A 21323-nucleotide genomic window follows, 5' to 3' on the forward strand; every position below is an offset into this window, starting at 1 on the left:
CATGCTCCTGCTCCTCGTATTACCCCTTGACACTTCCTGCGGTCACACCTTCAATGATCTTCTCTTGTAAAATGGCGTATATGATAAGGACTGGCAGCACGCTGAATATAATACCCGCTGACATCTGTGCGTAGTTCGTATTGTAAGCGTCTCTGAAACCAACCATACCAACTGGCAGCGTTCTCAGTTCATCATTGGAGAGGAAATAGTTAGCAAGCAGGAACTCGTTCCAGTTACCCAGGAAGTTGATAATGAATACAGTAACGATAGCCGGAACAGTTAGAGGTAAGATAATTCTAGCAAACAACCCGCCTGACCTCAATCCATCAATTACCGCGGCTTCCTCAATTTCACTAGGCAGCGAACGCATAAATGCGGCCAGAATGATCACCGAGAATGGTATCGCGTTAGCAACATATGGCAGGATAAGTGCAATATGCGTATTTAAGATATCCAACTTTCTCATGATTCCGTATATCGGCAGCAAAAGAGAGTTGTTCGGTATCAGCATGCCTATCAGAATCAGTTGAAAAACAATCGCACTTATGCGGTTATAACGCATGCGGGTGACGGCGAATGCCAGCATAGCCGCAAAAAGGATCGACAAACACGCGGACAATACGCCGATATACAAGCTGTTCCAGAAATACGTGCTGATTTTGGCATTCACCCAAGCATTTACGTAGTTATCTAATATAATGGTGCTTGGCATACCGAATGGGTTCGTGGCGATCGACTGGTTATCCGTCTTCACTGAAGAGAACAGAACGAACAGAAAGGGGTATAATATAACGAGCAAATAAGCCATCAGGAATATGTGCGGGACTAGCTTCTTTATCGCTCTCATCAGTATTCAATCCTTTCGTTCCGTCTTGCAATCAGCACCTGGTAAAGCACAGTTACGACTAATGTAAAGAGGAATATGAGCACGGCAATCGAATTCCCGAAGCCATGTTTGAAGCTCGTAATTGCATATCGAATCATATATGTCGCCATGACATCGGTGGAGCCGGCCGGCCCGCCTTTGGTCATAACCAGAATAATATCTGCTGCCTTCATGGCTCCCGCGATCGAGAGCATGATCACAACAGAGATAATTGGCATAATTAACGGAAGCGTGATTTTGGTTGCCCTCTGAATCCCCGTCGCACCATCAATCGCCGCAGCCTCGTCAAGCTCCTTGGGAATGGACAGTATCGCTGCAAGCACCATTACGATGTAAAAGCCGGTCCATTGCCAAGCGTTCGTAATTAAAATCGAAATCATAGCCCATTTTCTGTCGGATAACCAATAGATGGACTCAACGCCAAACAGCCCCAGCACCTTGTTAAACAGACCAAAGTCCGGATTGTATATAAATCCCCATAGAATACCGATAACAGCCGTTGACATAATGGAGGGCGCGAAAACAGCCGTTTTATAAAGTCCTTTTAAACGCTTAACATTTGCTATTAACAGAGAAAACAAGATGATAATCGGAACCTGAATGAAACAGGAGAAGAGAATAAAATAGAGGTTATTGCGTACTGACTTCCAAAATGCTTGGTCATGTAGTGCGGTTGCATAATTATCAAACCCGATATAAGTCACATCTTTGGAAATGCCGTTCCAGCTTGTAAAACTGTTATCGATCGCCGTAAAGATCGGATAAATGAAGAACGCCAGAAACAGCAGGAATGCCGGCAGTACAAAAACAATGTAAATCAGAGGATTTCTCAGCGCTTTGTTCATGGTAACCTCCGTGGTTATATCTGTCTTAGTCGAGGCAAAAGGGCACCCCCATGCGTTACAGCGGGTAGCGCCCTTTCGTCTACGATTTTATTTATTTCTCTGCAGCATTCGCTGCTTCTTGCACGGCTTGCACATTCTCTAGCATCTTCGTCGCATCGAGCTCGCCGCCGATAACCTGTTGAATCCCCAGGCTCACCGCGGTGTTTACGTCTGCTTGAACAAGTGCATCAAAGGCAGGGAAGGATTTGTCAATCTCACTAACCCCTTTGAATATGTCCTGCATAAGCGGATCATCCGATGTAGAGTTCATCTTTGCCAAATCCATGGTCATGGCCGGCAATACACCGTCTTCCTTCAATCCGCGAAGCTGCATTTCATCTGTCCACATATTTTTGATGAACTCTTTAATCGCTTGCAGTTTGCGAGGATCTTCTGCTACCGCTGCGGAGAAACCATAACCGTTATTAGCATCCTGCATGACGATGACAGGATCCCCTGCATTAACCGGAGGCAAATTGAAATATCCGACCTTGTCGACCATATCACCCGCTTGGGCAGGATCTCTAAATACGGAGTTTGCCCATGATCCGTCCATCATCATGATGGCTTCGCCGGAAATGATTTGGTTTCTCATATCTGCATATTCAAAGCCGAGCTCGCCTTTTTTGAAGTAGCCCTTCTCGACCCACTCCTGATGCTTCTTCACACCTTCAACAACTTTAGGGTCAGTCCATTTGCTTTCGCCGGTCTTGAAGCCATAAGTAACCTCAGGTCCTGCGTAATAGCTCCACAAGTTGTTCGTAGTCATAAGCGGAATCCAGGCATCCTTGGAGGATTGGGCGAACGGAATCTTGCCGTCAGCTTTGATGGTTTCCGCAATTTGCTCCAGCTCCGTCAATGATTTAGGAACGCTCAGGCCTTTTTGGGAGAAATACTCCTTGTTATAGAAAATACCCTCGATGGAAATTCCAATCGGCAATCCGTAGATCTTACCGTCATGCGTAAACGGGTCCAGTGTTGAAAACTTGTCTTTGATGCCTAACTCTTCTAAAATCGGGGTCAGATCGAGCATTAAGCCTTCTTTGGAAAATACGCCTGCATCCGGGCTACCGAACACGTCAAACACTTCAGGCGGCTTACCTGCTGCCATCTCACCTCTCAGTTTCTCTTTCCGGTTTACTTCGGAGTCTACAGCGTCCAGCTTGATTTTCAGTCCTGGTACTGCTGCTTCGGTTTTGCTGACTACATCGTTTAACAATGCTAATCGAAACTTCTTGGCTTCGCCTACCTGCGTATGACGAATCGTGATTTCGAACGGTTCATTACCTCCCGCACCATCTGAACCGCCAGACGGTTTGTCAGCTGTCTTCCCGCCGCATGCAGACAAAAGTGTAGATGAGACAAACAGAAGCGTCATTAATAACGCTAGACCCTTTTTCTTCATTGACTTGACCTCCCGAAGAATTATAATTTGATAGGCATAACCCTTACATCTTCATTATAGAAAGCGATTGCATTTTACGATAGGTCGTTATTAATCTTGACAAGGGATAAAATCCTCCAAGGAAAACAATAACCCTTCCATTATTGGGAAAGGTCGCTGTTATGTATATTAACTTTAGGTGTTAATTAAATTCAGCATTGACATACCATTTCAGTTGATTTTCGTACATTTCTTTATAATAGCTCCCCTCCTCCATTAACCGATCATGGGAACCTATTTCAACAACTCTACCTCCATCCATGACAATGATTTTATCCACCCAACGACAAATTCCAAGTCTATGTGTGAGCATAATGGCCGTTTTATCCCGCAGATGAGTGAGCATCCCTTGGAAAAGCCGATCTTCCGCTAAAGGATCGATTGCAGCTGTAGGCTCATCCAAGATAACAATATCTGCATTCTTATAATAGGCGCGAGCTAAACCAATTTTTTGCCATTGGCCCCCAGATAAATCGACTCCATCATTAAAGATGGGATTGAGCTGTGTCTTCAGAAAACGAGGCAGGGCACTTATAAAATCCTGCGAATCACTTAATCGGACAGCATCCCACAGTCGTTGATCATTGTCGCCCCCTCTCTCTTCACCAAGCCAAATATTCTCTTGCACGGACATTGGATATTTCCCGTAGTTTTGCAGCAACACAGCTATATGCCTGCGCAGCGAATTTTTATCATAATCCCGAAGCGACACACCATCGATAACAATATCTCCTTCATCAGGATCATACAGTCCGAGCAAGCATTTTACCAAAGTTGTCTTCCCTGAGCCGTTATGTCCCACAATCGCGACTTTCTCCCCAGCATGTATGGTCATGTTTATGTGCTGCAAGGCTTTGCGTTCTGTATTGGGATATTTAAACGACATATTCTGAATTTGTATAGTGTGCTTCAAACCTTGGAACTGAAGGGAATCCGGTTCTTCCGACTCCTCATCAAATTGCAGTACTTTGAAAAAAGAAGGCAAGTTAATAGCTGCTTCTTGCAGGCGATTAAAAGACTCCACCAATTCATGAGCCGTATTTTGCAAGTGCAGCAGTCCTTGTGTAACTAACAAATAGGTTCCAATCGTAAATGATGTGAATAAAACCAAAATGATAAGCATCGCCAATTGTAAGATTTGGGTTAGAATTTGTAAGGAACCATACAATATTTCTTGTTTGTTTTTGAACTGAACTTGTAATTTCTCCACGTTTACGAACAGTGTTTTCCATCTTGATATGATAAACTGATTCAGTTGGAACATTCGAACTTCGCTTGCCAGTTCCCGGTTCGTCAATAGTCCCGATAAATACTCAGCCTTCCTGGAATCTTCACTCGCCTGCACATACATTTGCAACTGTCTATGGTAATATTTACGGACAATAAAGACATTTAGAAAACTTACAGCTGCAATAATAATAAGCACAGAAGCATGAATATTTCGCATCACATATAGCATAATCGATATCGACAGGATTGATTTTGCGAAGTTAAATAAATTCATCAATAAAGGAAAGCCGAGACTAGGCAGTGTGTTTGACAAAGTCATCATTTGATTATGTACATCCGCTCTTTCAAGCAGCGAAATTTTAACTTTTGACATTTTTTTATGAATGACTTCTTCCAAATAACATTTAAATTGGCTGGTTAATTGTTTCTCGATCATTCTGTTCCCGGACGAGAACATTTGTATTAAAGCAAAGATTCCCGCTTGAACAACCAACAGAACGATGAGTTCTCCAAATTGTCCTAGTTGAATGGAGGTTGGTAATGCATTGCCTATGCGTTCTGTAACAATTAACTGCAGATTAGGTAAAAATGCAAGCCCAACCGAAATCATTACAAATAAATATACTTTCCAGGAGAATAGGGGCTTTAACATAACAATCATAGAAAACAAATGATGAAAGTTTCTTCTCATGCCTTGACTCTCCTAATTTCTAATTTAAATAAAAATAGAACTCGAAATCGAACATCGAGTTCTATTTTTGGAATGCTAAGATATAAAGATCATGTATTAGTTCGGGCAGCATTTTCCTGTTTTATCGTCTCTTAGTGGTGGACCATTGTTTCCCCAGCAACCCGGATCATATACACATGCCATATTTCTCACCTCCTTTCATAGATTTCATCCTCTTAGGAAGCTTTAATCGTGACAGAAGATTGGAAATGAGGTGCAATTTGATGAGCATCAGCCAAATAGGTACCAACAACTTTACCATCTGGTTTTATTCGCATTAACGTCGGAAATGAATTGATCTCCAATTGGTTTATACTCTCTTCTAGTACAATAAATTTTCTGCTGGCGGTTAGTTCCTCAAGGAAATGTGTATGCCTTGCTATTTTATCATCCGCGTAATATACGCCAGGATAGAGGAACGTGAGAATGCTCAAGTCGAATTCAAAAGCTAACAAATTATACATTTTCATATGTTTTAAAGTTTGCTCGCATGATTCGCATCCAAGCAAGGTAATAAGTATAACGGACTCCTTAGAACGACTAAGCTCCAGCGCCATGGATTCTTGTTGGTCCATACTCAGCACTTGTAGCTGCGGAAAAATCGCGTCTTCTCGCAAACCATAATGCGCCGGAACAGGTGAACTCGCTATAGATGCAGATGAGCTTGACAACAGGCTCGACTCCAACCTTTCAATCGATGCTTTAAGCCACCTCACGAACCTTAATGCAAAATATATAAAGCAAAATAATAACAGCGACGAAATCGTCAGATTAACCCCAATCATCCACTCCAAATATCAACACCACACTTATTATGTAATGATTTAACTCATCTACTCTCTGTAAGCGCGTTCAATTTTAAACGGAAATAATAAGTTCCCAGCAAACATAGCACGAGCAATTCAGCCAATAACCATACCTTGAGGTATTCAGCTTGAGACAAGAATTGAAGGACAAATGGTATTTCAGGAGCACCGATGGCAAATAACAAGCCAGCCATCATCAATAAATTCCTGATCGGTATTCCAATATGGATCACTTCATTTCCTAAAACTCCGCCGCAGTGGCATGTAAGATTCGTTTTTTTGCTAAGATGAAATAGGATCAATATAGAGAACACAGCTAGCAAGACCATTAATAGAATGGCTGCCGTCTTGTAATAAAACGAACAAATGAGTAATCCGCCACAGCTGATTTCCATCGCGACAATAACTCGCGAGATGAACCAGATAAACTTGGGGTGCCTAAGAGGAGTAAACTGTGAAATTCCTTCTTCAAACTCAATGAGATGAAAGCATTTCGAAATTCCGGTACTCAAAAAAATATGGCCAACTAGCAGGTTTATGAATAAAGTAAGTTCCATCAGATCTACCGATGACCATCCTGCCATAGCCTGCAATTTTGCAGGATTGATTGCATTGATGAATTACTGCTGCCGCAATGACTGTAAGGGGAGTTTTGATCTAGTTCCAACATGGCGTGTTCACTTGTTATTAAATGAATATGATGCTTCAGCTTCATAAGTATCTCCCTCCTAGCGTGCTCATAGTTTACGGTCCTTCATTTATCAGCAGGTAGTCTTGTTAACTTCACTATAAAAGAAACAGCCAAATATTTATATATACATGGATCATATGCTCATATTAGGGGTCTAAAAGGCGAAATACTCGTCCTAATAGGCATTTCAACTGGACGAATAGGTTTAATATTGATATATAAGTGCGGGTTAAAGTTTATGGCGAGAAAGATGTACAAACTGTTCGTAATTTCGACGCGTTAATGGGATATTTTTAGCAAGAGCAGGATATTCAATGAGGTAATTGCCTTGAATGATGGGGTCAGGCACAACCATTCTAACATGGTCTAAATTAACCAAAAAACTACGATGAGGCTTCATGATTGAAGCTGAACACTCAGCTTGAATTTGCTCGAGATTAGAACTCGTTTCAACGATTCTTCCTTCCGTTAGACAAATTTCAAATTTTCTTTTAGCCACCTTTTCTACATAAATAATAGAACCTTCATCAATATCCATTTGATGGTGCCGATGCTTCACCTTGATTCTTTTCATGCTGTTTCTATGCATAAGCGATAGCATGTTTCGCTGTTCAATTTTCTTTTTTGCTTTCATGATCGCTCTGCCAAAGCGTTCATACGATAGAGGAAGATTAATATAGTCTATACAATCCAACTCGAAAGCAGCAGAATAATGTGCGGATAGCGTAGATCGAGAAGTAATAATGATGGGAGGGTTATAGCCTTGTCTTTTAATATATTCACATGCGGTTATTCCATCTGTCCTATCTAAAAAGATACCCGTTATGATAAGATCAGGCATAAATTTGGCAACGCTTTCAATTAACCCATCACCAGAAACAGGCGTGTCGATAACATAGAGACCTAGGCTTGTGACCAGCTCAATGATTTGGGAGCGTGCTTGAGTATGATTATTAGCAATAATACAAGATAATTCCCCTAAACATGGGTATTGATACGACATAGCTCACCCTCATTTCATTATTGTAATTTATTGTATATTTATTCCACATTATAGGTTATTGACGTTAATTTTGAAAGTTTCAAAAAACCAATGCTTTATAAAATACCCATGGTCAGAGTATTACGGATCCCTTCATAGCTGACCTGGTCGTGCGCTTTTCGGTCAATCTAATCCATAAAAAACAACAACCCTTCCCGTCTTGGGGAAAGGTTGCTGTTCTTATAGGATCTTATTTATTATGGCTTGATGATGTAGCATCTCTAGTTTCGCCAATCAAACGGTACGCGCGTGCCACTTCTTCCTCGGAAGGTGACGGAACGCCTTCCAGCGGATAGGCCATGCCGAGTTCCTTCCATTTGTACACGCCCATCTGATGATAAGGCAATATCTCGAATTTCTCCACGCCATCCAATGTGCGAATATATTGACCGAGCGCGACTAAATCCTCTTCGCTGTCATGAATGCCCGGAACGTACACGTGCCGGATCCACATCTTCCGATGATGATCAGACAGCCAGCGGGCCATCTTCAAGGTTCTTTCATTGGATTTACCCGTCAGTTTGATATGCTTCTCATCATTGATATGCTTCAGGTCGAGCAGCACCAAGTCGGTATGCTCCAGCAATTCCGCAATCTTCTCCGGTTCATTATAACCGTTGCTGTCCAGTGTCGTATGGAGATTCCAGCGGCGCTTCACTTCCTTAAACAATTCCGTAACAAAAGGATACTGCAAGGTAGGTTCGCCACCCGAAACAGTCAATCCTCCTCCGGAGGAGCGATAGTAATTTAAGTAGGGTTCAATTTCTGCCAGCACGTCTTCCACCGTCATTTCGCGTCCTTCATGGAGTCCCCAGGTATCCGGATTATGGCAGTACTGGCACTTCAGCAGACAGCCCTGCATGAAGAGCACAAAGCGGATACCTGGACCGTCCACCGTTCCAAACGTTTCTATGGAGTGTATATGACCTTTTAACATGGAGCGTCATCCTTTCTGTATCCGCGATTGCCCAGTTCGTATCAATTACATCGATCCGTGGAAAGTACGATTGATAACATCCAGCTGCTGTTCGCGAGTCAGCTTGACAAAGTTAACCGCATAGCCGGATACCCGCACCGTCAATTGCGGATAATCTTCCGGATGTTCCATTGCATCAATTAGCTGCTCCCGATTGAACACGTTCACGTTCAAGTGATGTGCTTTGCTGCCAAAATAACCGTCCAGCATGGCCACCAGGTTGTTCTCGCGGATGTCACTTTCTTTTCCAAGCGCTTTAGGCACGATCGAGAATGTATTCGAGATTCCATCCAGACTGTCCTCATACGGCAGCTTGGCAACGGAAGCCAGCGAAGCGAGAGCTCCCTTCTTGTCGCGTCCGTGCATAGGGTTAGCCCCTGGTGCAAACGGCTCACCTGCTTTACGTCCGTCCGGCGTAGTGCCTGTCTTCTTACCATATACCACGTTTGAAGTGATCGTTAACACCGACTGAGTCGGCATGGCATCCCGATAAGCCTTGTGCTTGCGGATCATGGACATGAAGGTCTCAACCAACTCAACGGCGATGCCGTCTACACGGTCGTCGTTATTACCATAACATGGGAAGTCGCCTTCGATTTCAAAATCCACAGCAATCCCTTGTTCATTGCGCACCGGCTTAACCTTGGCGAATTTGATCGCGCTCAGTGAATCTGCTGCAACCGACAGGCCGGCAATGCCGCATGCCATTGTACGCAGGATATCCCTGTCGTGAAGTGCCATCTCAATTCGTTCATAACTGTATTTATCATGCATATAGTGAATAACATTGAGCGTATTCATGTAGAGCTTCGCGAGCCATTCCATCATTGGCTTGAAACGCTTCATAACCTCATCATAACTCAGCACGTCAGCGGTGATGGCTGGATATTCAGGTCCAACCTGAACGCCGGATTTCTCATCCTTACCGCCATTGATCGCATACAGAAGCGCTTTAGCAAGGTTCGCTCGAGCTCCGAAGAACTGCATTTGTTTACCAATACGCATAGCCGATACGCAGCAGGCAATACCATAATCGTCTCCATAAATTGGACGCATGAGATCGTCATTCTCGTATTGAATGGAGCTGGTTTCGATCGAAACCTTCGAACAGTATTTCTTGAAGCCTTCCGGAAGCTTCTCCGACCAGAGAACCGTCAAGTTCGGTTCCGGAGCTGGTCCCAGATTGTACAGGGTATGCAGGAAGCGGAAACTGTTCTTGGTCACTCTTGTTTCACCGTTTACCGACATGCCGCCAATGGATTCCGTCACCCATGTTGGATCACCGCTGAACAGTTCATTGTAATCCGGTGTGCGCAGGAACTTGACGATCCGAAGCTTCATTACAAAATGGTCAACTAATTCTTGAGCAGACTCTTCAGTCAATGTACCTTCAGCCAGATCACGCTGGATATATATATCAAGGAACGAGGATACCCGACCAAGCGACATCGCAGCGCCGTTCTGCTCTTTGATCGCTGCCAAATAACCGAAGTACAGCCATTGAAATGCTTCTTTCGCCGTATTTGCAGGCTGGGAAATATCAAAGCCGTGCATGGCTGCCATTTCTTTCAATTCCTTGAGTGCGCGAATTTGCTCAGACAATTCTTCACGCAATCGAATCACAGACTCTACCATTGCGTCTACTTCGAGTTCGCTAAGTTCTCTCAATTTATCCTGGATCAACGCATCCACACCATAGAGCGATACGCGGCGGTAGTCGCCAATAATCCGTCCACGGCCATACGCGTCAGGAAGTCCCGTAATGATCCCGGCCTTACGCGCGGCTCTCATCTCTGGTGTATAGGCATCAAACACGCCTTGGTTATGCGTTTTGCGAATGCCGCTAAAGATATCCACAATGGCCTGCGGCATTTCAAAGCCGTATGCGTTACACGCATCAATCATCATGCGGATCCCGCCAAAAGGCTGTATGGAGCGCTTGAACGGCTCATCCGTCTGAACACCGACAATCTGCTCTTTTTCCTTGTCGAGATAGCCAGGTTGATGAGAAGTGATCGTGGAAGGCGTATTAACGTCTACATCCAGCACGCCGCCATTATCCCGTTCTTTCTTTGTTAAATCCGAAACAATATCCCACAGTGCCTTGGTGTTATCCGTGGCTCCTGCTAAAAATTCATCAGAGCCATAATAAGGTGTAATATTCTCTGCAATAAAATCGTTAACATCAATGTGCTTTGTCCATTTGCCTGAAGTAAAACCTCTCCAGCCTTTTTCTTTTTCAATCACCGACATGTTGAATCCCTCCTAGATTATGCTACAGCCTGCAAGGAACACGGGGGAGCATCCGGATCAATCTCAGACCTTCTTGTGATCATTTTCACGACCCAAGATGCTTTCACCCCACCATGTACCTCCAACTTCTATATACAAAGATCTGAGATTCGGTTTCTCTCTACAATTTAATTGTAGGCCTGATGCGATTTAACATCTGTGATAAAAATCACAAACCTGTATATTTTCGTGATTTTTATCACTCCATAGTTGGGATCGCATGGTTTATTCCATAGTATCACAAAACTACATAGACTGGATTCGATTTAGAAGCGTCCGTAAAATGCATTGCGGTACACTTCTGCAAGTTCAGTTACAAGCGGCAATTTCGGATTGCTCGTCGTACACTGGTCTTCGAAAGCCCGGTCAGCAAGGCGTTCCACATTCTGCTCAAAATCCTGAGGATCGATACCAAGCTGCTGGAACGACTCTTCGATACCCAGCTTAGCGTTCAGCTCCCGGATGGCGTTAATGAGACTGTCCACTCCCTCTTCTGTCGTTCTGGCAGGAAGCCCCAGAATCCTTGCAATTTCAGCATATCTCTCATGAGCTACGAAGTGGGTGTATTTAGGCCATGCTGCGAACTTCGTTGGCTTCTTGGCGTTGTATCTGATAACGTGAGGCATCAGAATCGCATTGGTACGGCCATGCGCTGTATGGTATTGTCCGCCCCATTTATGTGCCAGGCTATGGTTGATGCCCAGGAACGCGTTGGCAAAGGCCATACCTGCAAGGGTCGAAGCATTATGCATTTTTTCACGGGCTAATTTGTCACCAGTGAGCGCCGATTGCTCCAGATACTGGAACACCAGCTGTATGGCCTTGATCGCAAGTCCATCCGTATAATCGCTTGCTAATACCGATACGTAAGCTTCAATTGCATGGGTAAGGACGTCCATTCCTGTGTCGGCTACTGCTGTTTTTGGCAATGTGTATACATATTCCGGATCAATAATCGCTACATCCGGTGTCAACTCATAATCTGCCAGCGGATACTTGGTATTACCCTGTACTTTATCCGTTATTACAGCAAACGACGTCACCTCCGAGCCCGTACCCGATGTTGTTGGAATGGCAACGAACTTCGCCTTTCTTCCAAGCTTCGGATACTTATAGACCCGTTTACGAATATCCATGAATTTCTGCTTCAGGCTGTGGAAGTCCGTATCCGGGTATTCGTAGAACAGCCACATGGCTTTGGCGGCATCCATCGGCGATCCCCCACCTAGCGCAATGATGCAGTCCGGCTGGAATCGTTCCAGCATCTCCGTCCCTCGTTCTACAGTCGTTGTCGATGGGTCCGGCTCAACCTCCGAGAACACTTCGATGGCTACTGGCAGTCTGCGCTGACGAAGATAATGTTCTACCCGTTCCACATAACCCAGCTTCACCATCATCGGGTCGGTAACGATAGCCACTCGCGTGATATCCGGCATTTTGGCAAGGTACTGCGTAGCCCCTTTTTCAAAATAGATTTTGTCAGGTACTTTAAACCACTGCATATTCACGGTTCTTCGATTCACCCTCTTCACGTTAATGAGATTGACGCCCGATACGTTCGACGACGTAGCATTGCGTCCGTACGAGCCGCAGCCGAGTGTCAACGATGGCAGATTTGTATTATAAATGTCCCCGATACCGCCTTGCGAAGAAGGTTGATTCACCAGAATGCGGCAAGTCTTCATCCGATCCGAGAATTTCATAATGATATCTTCATTGTGCGAGTGAATCACCGACGAGTGACCCATGCCGCCAAAAGCAACCATTTCTTCAGCCCGTGTAATGCCTTCTTCCGCATCTTTCACCTTGTAGCAAGCCAAGACCGGACTTAGCTTCTCGGCCGACAACGGATACGCAGGACCGACTCCCTCCAGCTCGGCAATCAGGATCTTGGTGCTTTCCGGTACCTCAAAGCCGCAAGCTTCGGCAATCTTGGCGGCCGGCTGTCCTACGATGGAAGGATTCACTGCGCATTTCTCCGATACCATTGCATGTGCACTCAGCTTTGTCAGCTCTTCCTTGTTGACGAAATAACATCCGCTGGCGATCATTTTTTTCTTCACTATATTATAAATCGGTTCTTCAATGATGACGGCCTGCTCCGAAGCGCAGATCATTCCGTTATCAAAGGTCTTGGATAAAATCAGGTCGTTCACTGCTTGGTCCAGATCCGCACTCTGCTCGATAAAGCACGGTACGTTGCCCGGTCCTACACCAAGAGCTGGCTTACCACAGCTGTAAGCTGCCTTGACCATAGCCGAACCACCTGTGGCCAGTATGCAGGCAACGTCGGTATGGTTCATAAGTGTATTGGTTTTCTCCATGGAAGGAGCCTCGATCCATTGGATGCAATCGGCCGGAGCCCCTTGTTTCACAGCGGCATCCCGCAGAATTCGAGCGGCTTCCCTGCTGCATGCCTGCGCAGATGGGTGGAATCCGAAGATGATCGGGTTTCTTGTTTTTATGGAAATGAGCGCCTTGAAGATTGTCGTGGAGGTCGGATTGGTTACAGGGGTAATCCCCATGATGATCCCGATCGGCTCTGCGATTTTTTGAAAGCTGTCATATTCGTTATCTTCTATGATGCCGACGGTCTTGTCATATTTAATACTGTTGTGGATATACTCGGTTGCAAACATATTCTTGATGATCTTATCTTCATACACACCGCGTCCCGTCTCCTCAACGGCCATCTTAGCCAGCTGCATATGTTTCTCCAGACCAGCCAGAGCCATCGCCTGCACAATTCCATCAACTTGCTCCTGATTGAGGTCCATAAATTGCTCTTGTGCCCGATTCGCCCTGTCAATCAACGCTTGAATGTACTCAGCAGCCGTTTGTCCCTTCACTTCTAGCTTTTCTTTGCTCACAGCCATTACTCTCATCCTCCCATGGTTTATGTTTTTTGTCTTTATCTACGATTTGATCGTACCATAGTCGTTTTTTATTTTATGTGAATTAATTCACAATGTATGTTATTTTCCTTTTCTGTGTTATTTATACACGCTGGACAGGGGCTCTAAGTGAAAAAAATCACAACGTTTGAAAATTCGCCATAATTTCCCTCCCTAACCTCCCCAAAAGTGAATGTTTTCACGTTATAATGTATTTAAAGATTGAACAGATCAAATTTGAGGATGTTAGGGGATATCACCATGACCATGAAAACTGTAGACCACATATTGGATATTGAAAATTTGGGAAACACTCAGTGCTTCTCGGAACAAAACCGCAACCGTCTGCTGATCACCATGAAAGAAAGGGTACTCCCTGAAGGATCCCATTTGTTCTGGGAGGGCGACTTCGCCGACAAGCTTTACTTCGTTAAACAAGGAAGAATTAAATTAACCAAATCGACTGATGAAGGCAAAGAGCTTATTCTATACATGTATCACCCTGGAGATATGGTTGGGCAAGCTGATCCTTTCTTCAGCACCAACCACAGTTATTCGGCAGAAGTGCTGGAAGACAGCGTGGTGGGGGTCATTGAGCATAAAGATTTGGAAATGCTGATCTGTCAGCATTGCGAATTTGCCATTGATTTTATGAAATGGATGGGTATTCACCACCGCATTACCCAGACGAAATTCCGCGATCTCATGATGTACGGCAAGCCTGGTGCATTAACGTCGACGCTGATCCGTTTGAGCAATACTTACGGACAGCATCAAGCAGATGGTACCATCTTGATCAACAAGAAGATTACTCACACCGATCTCTCGAACATGATTGGAGCTACTCGCGAAAGCGTGAACCGGATGCTGAGCGACCTTCGCAAAAAAGATGCGATCGAATATGCTGGCGGAATGATTGTCATTAAGGACCTTCCGATGCTGCAGGAAGTATGCCACTGTGAGATGTGTCCAGTTGAAATCTGCCGTATCTAACGAATGACGGATTCTATCGCATAATATATAGCGATTTGTTTACAATAACCTTGTCTACCAAATCCAAACTTAAGGGAGTGTTCAGCATGCGTGAAGGTTTGATTCCTGCTGTTCTTGGAACTGTGGTTTCTGCTTCGGGTGCCGCTCTGCTTGGCAGCAAGTATAAGCTTGCCGCAACCGGTATTCTCGGCTTTGGATTGGCTCATATTGTCCTGGGCGCCATTGACCTGGTGGAACACCGGTAAACGATTTGGAAGACAAGCCAAACAGCTGTCCTGCTCAGTCCATTGACTGTAGGGCAGCTTATTTTTCTGTTAATTAACATATAAAAAAGCGGACTTTGCAGCTCTGAACTGCGTAAAGTCCGCTCGTTCCTCCATTCTCTTAAGAGGATTATTGCTATTTGCTCTTTTTTTCCGAAGAGATGAACCAATAAGCCATTCCTACTAAGACGACTCCGCCGATGATATTTCCCAGCGTGACAGGTACCATATTGCTGATCCATCCGCTTATGGATATCGTCTCGGGGTGCCCCGGGATAATGGTGGCGAGCGTCAAGAGTGTCATATTCGCTACGCTATGTTCATAACCTGTCGCAATGAAGGCAAACAGACACCACCATATTAAGATCAGCTTCGTGGTTTCTCCTTTGGCACGACTACCCATCCACAAGGCCAAACATACAAGCCAGTTACACAATATGCCTCTGAAAAACAGCTCCATAAACGGATCATTCATTTTTTTGGCAGCAGCCGTAAAGATAAGATGATCGGGCGGCAGGCCTTTGAACAAGCCGGTGGCATACACCAGATAACTAAGCAGTATCGCTCCTGCCAGGTTGCCGATGAACACCAGCACCCAATTTTTCAGCGTATCGCCTACCGTCGTTCGGCCGGATAATGTTCCAATCGTAAAAAACATATGATTGCCCGTAAACAGCTCAGAACCTGCAAACACGACCAAGGTCAGGGCGATGCCAAATGCAGCTCCCATCACTAGCGTTTGAAAAGGCGAACCCGCAGCTGCGAGCGGTGCGCCCAGCTTAAAGATCAACACAATCCCAATGCCGACATACGCCCCGGCGAGCATGGCAGATACCATATACCGCAGCAGATTCCCATTCATCTGTTCTTTCTTTGCAACGGCAGCATTGGCGACGGCTTCTACATCAACCTTGAACATGGGATACCACCTCTTGAATTCGTTATATTTGGCTGTTGTGTAAATTCCGTTACCTTGCCTTAGACACTTACCTCAACCTCTCCGTTTACGACGCGAACTGGATAGACCTGAACCTGCCCCTCATCCGGAGCTTGAACAAGCCCAGTCGAAAGCTCAATTTTCCAGTCATATAATGGATCATAAATATAATGTCCGGATACGATGGCTTCGGATAAAGGCCCCCCTTTAGGGTGCGGGCTTTTATTATCCAGGGCAAACCACAGATCATCCGAGGTCCGGAATATGGCAAGCTCCCGTTCCCCCAGACGAATCACTTTCCCAAGCTGTAGCATGAAATCATCCCTTGATCCCACGGGAATATAATGTTTGGTTTCCATAGCTTGTTACCTCCACTTCTGTTCTCTATCCATTCAATCTCAAACGGTGTTTATTATTACTCATTGGAGACAAGAGGGAAGGATGTCCTTCCCCGCTCCTATTTGCTGCTAACCGGTCTTACATCCTGATATAATGTACCACGAAGCTTCTCATCGTTCAGCACTTTTTTCCAAGGATCTTCTACCTGCGCAAGAGCCAGTTCGATTCTCTCCACCAATTCTTTACGCTGCTTGGGGTCATCTAAGATGGCCGTACGGATGTTAGTAAGTCCCATACGCTCTACCCATTCCGAGGTTCTCTCCAGATACTTGCCCGTTTCGCGGTAGTACTGCATCACAGCCCCACAAATCTCAACCAGCTCCTCATCGGTTCTCACTTTGCAGAATGAATCGGCCAAGCGGGCTTTCGTTCCACCGTTGCCCCCGATAAAGATTTCCCAGCCACCGTCATTACCAACGATACCGATATCCTTCGTACACGATTCAGCACAATTTCGCGGACAGCCATTGACCGCCATCTTGAATTTTGCCAGAAAATCCAGTCTCTCGAATTTCTCTTCCAGGAATGCGCCCATCCCCATCGAATCCTGCGTTCCGAAACGGCAGAACTGGGAGCCGACACAGGTTTTGACGGTTCGCAGCGACTTCGCATACGCATATCCCGACGGCATATCCAGCTCTTCCCATACCTTCGGTAAATCCTCTTTCTTGACTCCAATCAGGTCCAAACGCTGTCCCCCGGTCACCTTTACCACTTTTACATCGTATTTAAGCGATACATCGGCAATTTTCTTCAGATCCTCCGGTGTCGTTACACCGCCATACATTCTCGGAACTACTGTGTACGTACCGTCCTTCTGAATATTCGCGTTCATCCGCTCGTTAACAAAACGGGATTCCATCTCTTCCTGATGGGTTACCGGATTCAGCATAGCCAAGTAATAATGGATGGCTGGACGGCATTTCGAGCAGCCTTCAGGATGGCTAAAGCCCAGGACGTGCATGACTTCTTTTGTCGTTGTCAGGCCCTTAGCCCGGATTTCGGCTACAATTTCATCCCGGTCAAGCGTAGTACATGCGCATATCCCTTGCTTACCGGCCATCTTGAAGCCATCGCCTAATACGCTTTGCAGAATCTGTTCCACAACCGGCTTGCAGCCACCGCATGACCGTGTGGCTCCTGTGCATACCTTGATCTCATCCACAGTGGTGAGACCTTGAAGCGTTACGGCGTCCACGATGGCTTTTTTGGTTACACCATTACAGCCGCAGACAATCTCATCGTCCGGCATCTGCTCCAGCGAAAATGCTTTGCCCTTTCCTTTCCCAGCACACTCGGTACCCATAATAGAATGATAAATCTCTTCCGTCATGGCTGTTTGCTTGCGGATCATGGATTGAAGACTTGCCGAATCACTGACGTCACCGAATAATATCGCGCCTACGATGATGTTATCTCGAATCAGGATTTTCTTATAGGTTTTGCGCCAATCATCCTTGGCCGTAATCACGGAATGCTCAGCATACTCCATAAACTCGCCAGCAGAGAATACATCCACTCCGCTGATCTTCAGTTTTGTCGAAACAATGCTGCCCTCATAAGGCTGGCCTTCTACGCCGCATAAATGCTTGGCGAGCACCTGGCCTTGCTCAAACAGCGGAGCAACCAATCCATAACATACGCCGCGATGCTCACTGCATTCTCCAACGGCATACACGTCCGGTACTGAAGTTTGAAGATAATCATTGACCACAATTCCCCGGTTCACTTTAATACCGCTCTGCTGGGCTGCTGCAATATTAGGCCGGATACCTACAGCCATAACCACCAGATCAGCCTTGAGCTCCCCTCCATCCTTAAATCTTAGGCCCGTAACCCTGGCGTCTCCTAGTATCTCCGTTGTTTGCTTGCCCAATAAGAAACGAATGCCTTGCCCTTCAAGCTCCCTTTGCAGCATTTCCGATGCGGTATGGTCGAGCTGACTTTCCATAATATCCTGCATGAGATGGACCACCGTTACGTCCATACCGAGGCTAACCAAGCCCTTGGCGGCTTCCAGGCCCAGCAATCCCCCACCGATCACAGCGGCTTTCTTGTAGGTTTGTGCGGCCTGCAGCATCTGTGCGCAGTCTGCAATATTGCGGAATCCGATAACCCCTTCTTTATCACTTCCAGGGACAGGCAAAATAAATGGGCTCGAACCTGTAGCAATAATAACTTTATCGTAAGGTATCGTCATTCCCTTATCTGTTTCAACGATCTTGCGCTCTCCATCTATCCCCGTTACGGTAACATCCGTATGCAGGGTGATCCGATTATCTTCGTACCATTTCCAGTCATTCAGCACGATATCATCTAATGTTTTGCTTCCTTCCAACACATAGGACAGCATAATCCGGTTATAGTTTGGGTGTGGTTCCTGTCCTATGACGGTTATGTCAAAACTCCCACCCAATTTTATGATTTGTTCGACTGTACTTATTCCAGCGATACCGTTACCAATGACCACTAACTGTTCTCTCTTTATATTAGACATAGCTTGATTCCTCCCAAACACATGATCTAATGATGATTGTGTTATTCCATTTCCTATGTATAAAGTATAAAGGGGGAAAGTTGATTTTATTGTGATATATTTCACATTTATGGTTAAAATTTATATAAAATTTGAACTATCCCGCCCCCCTAACCAGAGTTACCTTAAATTAATGATATACTGACTTATCATCTGTTAACTTTCGTCGCACGAGAAAAAAACCCTGAGATGAGAGTGGTCTCATATCAGGGTTTAATCATCGACGTGCGTCATGGGGTCCATCATTAGTCAACCCACTGTTCAGCCCAGGAAGAAATTTGTTCCATGACCGGGCGAAGCGCCTTGCCTTTTTCAGTTAGTTCATACTCAATGCGTACCGGTGTTTCCGGATATACATGCCGGATCAAAATGCCTTCACATTCCAAATCTTTCATCCGTTCGGAGAGCATCTTATCGCTCATGGAAGGAATTAGATTCGAAATATCCTTAAAGCGCTTCGGTCCGCTCATCAAAGTTTGAATAATCAATCCGTTCCAGCGTTTCCCCAGAAACGAAAAAGCCGTTTCAAATCGGGGACACATCGTAACATTAGTAACTTCCATATCCCTTCACCTCTTTACGAAGTCACGTTGTTTATAGGTACTCCTCAGTCTAAGCTTGTTTATAAAACTTACAAATTGTAAGTATGTTTCATTTTAACATATTATTGTGGAACTGAAAACCATCTAGCTCTTATTTCCCATAAACTCACGGCTTAATTGATAGGATCCCGGCCAAAGTATCCAGATCAGACTCAATCAAACGGGATAATTTCCTATTATACATTACTGCCGCCGGATGGAACAGAGGGAATATCTTATAAATTTCCTCTGAAAACCTATACCCCGCCTCCAGATTATCGATTTGAGCCGCTTGCTGGATGGGCCCCTCAATCAGTTTACCATGCATCGACGTCACCGTTTCATGATTTCCGATTAAGCGATGCAGCGCTGTATTTCCCATCGGTGCGATGATCTGCGGTTTTACCCACCGAATCTCCTCATCAAGCAGCGGTGCATGCGCTAAAACTTCAGCCTTAGTAGGGGTGCGATTGGAACGACTGAAAATCTTCTTGCCCGAAGAACGAACGATCTCCTTGTCCTTATAGGGTCTGCTTCTCACCGCACTAGTTATATATACCTGCTCACGAGTCAAACTCAAACGTTCCAGATAAGCACTCATCTCTTGCCCGGCTTGTCCTACAAAAGGTTTGCCTTCCTCAATCTCATGAGCTCCCGGCGCTTCCCCAACAAACATGATTTGGGCCGCTTTGGCTCCTCTCCCCAGGAGAAAGCCCTCCACTGGCTGATGAGCAAGTCTGGCCCGGCATAGGGCGATAATTGCGGGATCTACAGGTGCGCTTTGTACCTCATCCATGTGTAAAGCCCCCTTTCTTGTATATCATACAATACCCCATACCTACCTATATTCTATCCCTGGGCGACAAAAACATTTCCGTTCTCTCATTCTTATTGCATAACAAAAACGAGCCGACCAAGGTTATACCTTGAACGACTCGCCTGTCCTACTTAGGGTCTAGTATACTCTCCCTCGAAGACTATACTAAAACGGGAAGCGCACGGACCGGCTGACTGTTGCCGAATGTTTGCTTGCCTGCTGTGGAATGAGCCCAATGTATCGCATTGGAGATCACTTTGAGCACTTCGGGGTTATAGTAGGTTGGGTAAGTTTCATGTCCGGGACGGAAATAGAATATATTCCCGTGTCCCCGCTTGAATGTACACCCGCTGCGGAAAACCTCGCCACCTTCAAAATTGCTGACAAAAACCAGTTCATCCGGAGCTGGAATATCAAAGAACTCCCCATACATTTCCTCATGTTCAAGGATAATTGGACCCGTAATTCCTGCCGCGATCGGATGCGTTGGGTTCACGCTCCAGATCACTTCCTGTTCTCCGGCTTCACGCCATTTCAAATCGCAGCTCGTGCCCATCAAAGCTTTGAACGGCTTCGAAAAATGTCCGGAATGAAGAACGATCAAACCCATTCCATCCTGTACACGTTTCACGACCTTGCTTACGATCTCATCACTAACCTTGTCATGGGCCATATGTCCCCACCACAGCAGAACATCAGTCGAATCCAGCACATCTTCCGTCAATCCATGTTCCGGCTGATCAAGTGTAGCCGTTCTGATGATAAAATCCGGATGCTGCAGACCCTCCGCTAAAGCAGTATGAATCCCTGCCGGATATACACTTCGAACCTCATCATGGATTTTCTCGTGTACGAATTCATTCCATATGGTTACGTTAAGCATGTTGCTGTTCCCCCTAAATTGCTTATTCGGCTAAATTCT

At 45.4% G+C, this 21323-nt stretch carries 18 protein-coding genes; 2 read left to right on the forward strand and 16 right to left on the reverse strand.

The window, feature by feature from the left end:
• Positions 1 to 19: 19 nt before the first annotated feature.
• The 10 genes from ABEQ74_RS19600 to adhE form a co-directional block, all read right to left on the reverse strand.
• The gene (locus ABEQ74_RS19600; protein ID WP_054401589.1) at positions 20 to 847 is read right to left on the reverse strand and encodes a carbohydrate ABC transporter permease; all 828 of its coding nucleotides are present in this window, start codon (positions 845 to 847) and stop codon (positions 20 to 22) included.
• Entirely contained in the window at positions 847 to 1731 is an 885-nt protein-coding gene (locus tag ABEQ74_RS19605) for a carbohydrate ABC transporter permease (RefSeq protein WP_430123822.1), read from the reverse strand. The genes ABEQ74_RS19600 and ABEQ74_RS19605 overlap by 1 nt, the downstream gene beginning before the upstream one ends.
• 91 nt (positions 1732 to 1822) lie before the next feature.
• Positions 1823 to 3175 carry an ABC transporter substrate-binding protein gene (locus tag ABEQ74_RS19610; RefSeq protein ID WP_430123824.1) on the reverse strand — a complete coding sequence of 451 codons (1353 nt, stop codon included), beginning with the start codon at positions 3173 to 3175 and terminating at the stop codon, positions 1823 to 1825.
• Between the two features lie 181 nt (positions 3176 to 3356).
• A complete protein-coding gene (locus ABEQ74_RS19615; RefSeq protein ID WP_430123825.1) occupies positions 3357 to 5135 on the reverse strand; it encodes an ABC transporter ATP-binding protein in 1779 nt (592 codons plus the stop codon).
• Between the two features lie 215 nt (positions 5136 to 5350).
• Positions 5351 to 5845, reverse strand: a complete 495-nt coding sequence (locus ABEQ74_RS19620; protein ID WP_430123826.1) for a hypothetical protein — start codon at positions 5843 to 5845, stop codon at positions 5351 to 5353.
• Between the two features lie 158 nt (positions 5846 to 6003).
• Positions 6004 to 6564, reverse strand: coding sequence for a MauE/DoxX family redox-associated membrane protein (locus ABEQ74_RS19625; RefSeq protein WP_430123827.1), 561 nt, complete (start codon positions 6562 to 6564; stop codon positions 6004 to 6006).
• Between the two features lie 336 nt (positions 6565 to 6900).
• Positions 6901 to 7674 carry a LytR/AlgR family response regulator transcription factor gene (locus tag ABEQ74_RS19630; protein WP_430123829.1) on the reverse strand — a complete coding sequence of 258 codons (774 nt, stop codon included), beginning with the start codon at positions 7672 to 7674 and terminating at the stop codon, positions 6901 to 6903.
• A 229-nt stretch (positions 7675 to 7903) separates the two neighbouring features.
• On the reverse strand, positions 7904 to 8650 hold the full coding sequence (gene pflA / locus ABEQ74_RS19635; protein WP_430123830.1) for a pyruvate formate-lyase-activating protein: 747 nt from the start codon (positions 8648 to 8650) through the stop codon (positions 7904 to 7906).
• 45 nt (positions 8651 to 8695) lie between these two features.
• Positions 8696 to 10942: a formate C-acetyltransferase gene (gene pflB / locus ABEQ74_RS19640; RefSeq protein WP_430123831.1), complete on the reverse strand. Its 2247-nt coding sequence runs from the start codon at positions 10940 to 10942 to the stop codon at positions 8696 to 8698.
• A 305-nt stretch (positions 10943 to 11247) separates the two neighbouring features.
• Positions 11248 to 13857: a bifunctional acetaldehyde-CoA/alcohol dehydrogenase gene (adhE, locus tag ABEQ74_RS19645; RefSeq protein WP_430123832.1), complete on the reverse strand. Its 2610-nt coding sequence runs from the start codon at positions 13855 to 13857 to the stop codon at positions 11248 to 11250.
• A gap of 285 nt (positions 13858 to 14142) precedes the next feature.
• Here adhE and ABEQ74_RS19650 point away from each other — a divergent pair, with 285 nt between their 5' ends.
• Entirely contained in the window at positions 14143 to 14868 is a 726-nt protein-coding gene (locus ABEQ74_RS19650; protein ID WP_430124241.1) for a Crp/Fnr family transcriptional regulator, read from the forward strand.
• Positions 14869 to 14954: 86 nt separating this feature from the next.
• On the forward strand, positions 14955 to 15113 hold the full coding sequence (locus ABEQ74_RS19655; protein ID WP_071223816.1) for an asparagine synthase: 159 nt from the start codon (positions 14955 to 14957) through the stop codon (positions 15111 to 15113).
• Positions 15114 to 15267: 154 nt separating this feature from the next.
• Here ABEQ74_RS19655 and ABEQ74_RS19660 read toward each other — a convergent pair whose 3' ends face one another.
• From ABEQ74_RS19660 to ABEQ74_RS19685, 6 genes are all read right to left on the reverse strand, one after another.
• Positions 15268 to 16050 carry a formate/nitrite transporter family protein gene (locus tag ABEQ74_RS19660; RefSeq protein ID WP_430123833.1) on the reverse strand — a complete coding sequence of 261 codons (783 nt, stop codon included), beginning with the start codon at positions 16048 to 16050 and terminating at the stop codon, positions 15268 to 15270.
• A 59-nt stretch (positions 16051 to 16109) separates the two neighbouring features.
• Positions 16110 to 16427, reverse strand: a complete 318-nt coding sequence (gene nirD, locus ABEQ74_RS19665) for a nitrite reductase small subunit NirD (protein ID WP_430123834.1) — start codon at positions 16425 to 16427, stop codon at positions 16110 to 16112.
• Between the two features lie 98 nt (positions 16428 to 16525).
• Positions 16526 to 18964, reverse strand: a complete 2439-nt coding sequence (gene nirB, locus ABEQ74_RS19670; RefSeq protein WP_430123835.1) for a nitrite reductase large subunit NirB — start codon at positions 18962 to 18964, stop codon at positions 16526 to 16528.
• Positions 18965 to 19248: 284 nt separating this feature from the next.
• Positions 19249 to 19566: a winged helix-turn-helix transcriptional regulator gene (locus ABEQ74_RS19675; RefSeq protein ID WP_430123836.1), complete on the reverse strand. Its 318-nt coding sequence runs from the start codon at positions 19564 to 19566 to the stop codon at positions 19249 to 19251.
• Positions 19567 to 19711: 145 nt separating this feature from the next.
• Positions 19712 to 20380: a uracil-DNA glycosylase gene (locus ABEQ74_RS19680; protein WP_430123837.1), complete on the reverse strand. Its 669-nt coding sequence runs from the start codon at positions 20378 to 20380 to the stop codon at positions 19712 to 19714.
• A gap of 181 nt (positions 20381 to 20561) precedes the next feature.
• Positions 20562 to 21284 (reverse strand): ThuA domain-containing protein, encoded by a 723-nt coding sequence (locus ABEQ74_RS19685; protein ID WP_430123838.1) that lies wholly within the window; start codon positions 21282 to 21284, stop codon positions 20562 to 20564.
• Positions 21285 to 21323 lie beyond the last annotated feature (39 nt).

Source organism: Paenibacillus solani (assembly GCF_050475945.1).
GTDB lineage: Bacteria > Bacillota > Bacilli > Paenibacillales > Paenibacillaceae > Paenibacillus_AQ > Paenibacillus_AQ solani_A.

What these genes read in the sequence shown, in the direction of transcription:
- ABEQ74_RS19600 (WP_054401589.1), bottom strand. Translation starts at nt 847, where the DNA reads ATGAGAGCGATAAAGAAGCTAGTCCCGCACATATTCCTGATGGCTTAT.
- ABEQ74_RS19605 (WP_430123822.1), bottom strand. Translation starts at nt 1,731, where the DNA reads ATGAACAAAGCGCTGAGAAATCCTCTGATTTACATTGTTTTTGTACTG.
- ABEQ74_RS19610 (WP_430123824.1), bottom strand. Translation starts at nt 3,175, where the DNA reads ATGAAGAAAAAGGGTCTAGCGTTATTAATGACGCTTCTGTTTGTCTCA.
- ABEQ74_RS19615 (WP_430123825.1), bottom strand. Translation starts at nt 5,135, where the DNA reads ATGAGAAGAAACTTTCATCATTTGTTTTCTATGATTGTTATGTTAAAG.
- ABEQ74_RS19625 (WP_430123827.1), bottom strand. Translation starts at nt 6,564, where the DNA reads ATGGCAGGATGGTCATCGGTAGATCTGATGGAACTTACTTTATTCATA.
- ABEQ74_RS19630 (WP_430123829.1), bottom strand. Translation starts at nt 7,674, where the DNA reads ATGTCGTATCAATACCCATGTTTAGGGGAATTATCTTGTATTATTGCT.
- pflA (WP_430123830.1), bottom strand. Translation starts at nt 8,650, where the DNA reads ATGTTAAAAGGTCATATACACTCCATAGAAACGTTTGGAACGGTGGAC.
- pflB (WP_430123831.1), bottom strand. Translation starts at nt 10,942, where the DNA reads ATGTCGGTGATTGAAAAAGAAAAAGGCTGGAGAGGTTTTACTTCAGGC.
- adhE (WP_430123832.1), bottom strand. Translation starts at nt 13,857, where the DNA reads ATGGCTGTGAGCAAAGAAAAGCTAGAAGTGAAGGGACAAACGGCTGCT.
- ABEQ74_RS19650 (WP_430124241.1), top strand. Translation starts at nt 14,143, where the DNA reads ATGAAAACTGTAGACCACATATTGGATATTGAAAATTTGGGAAACACT.
- ABEQ74_RS19655 (WP_071223816.1), top strand. Translation starts at nt 14,955, where the DNA reads ATGCGTGAAGGTTTGATTCCTGCTGTTCTTGGAACTGTGGTTTCTGCT.
- ABEQ74_RS19660 (WP_430123833.1), bottom strand. Translation starts at nt 16,050, where the DNA reads ATGTTCAAGGTTGATGTAGAAGCCGTCGCCAATGCTGCCGTTGCAAAG.
- nirD (WP_430123834.1), bottom strand. Translation starts at nt 16,427, where the DNA reads ATGGAAACCAAACATTATATTCCCGTGGGATCAAGGGATGATTTCATG.
- nirB (WP_430123835.1), bottom strand. Translation starts at nt 18,964, where the DNA reads ATGTCTAATATAAAGAGAGAACAGTTAGTGGTCATTGGTAACGGTATC.
- ABEQ74_RS19675 (WP_430123836.1), bottom strand. Translation starts at nt 19,566, where the DNA reads ATGGAAGTTACTAATGTTACGATGTGTCCCCGATTTGAAACGGCTTTT.
- ABEQ74_RS19680 (WP_430123837.1), bottom strand. Translation starts at nt 20,380, where the DNA reads ATGGATGAGGTACAAAGCGCACCTGTAGATCCCGCAATTATCGCCCTA.
- ABEQ74_RS19685 (WP_430123838.1), bottom strand. Translation starts at nt 21,284, where the DNA reads ATGCTTAACGTAACCATATGGAATGAATTCGTACACGAGAAAATCCAT.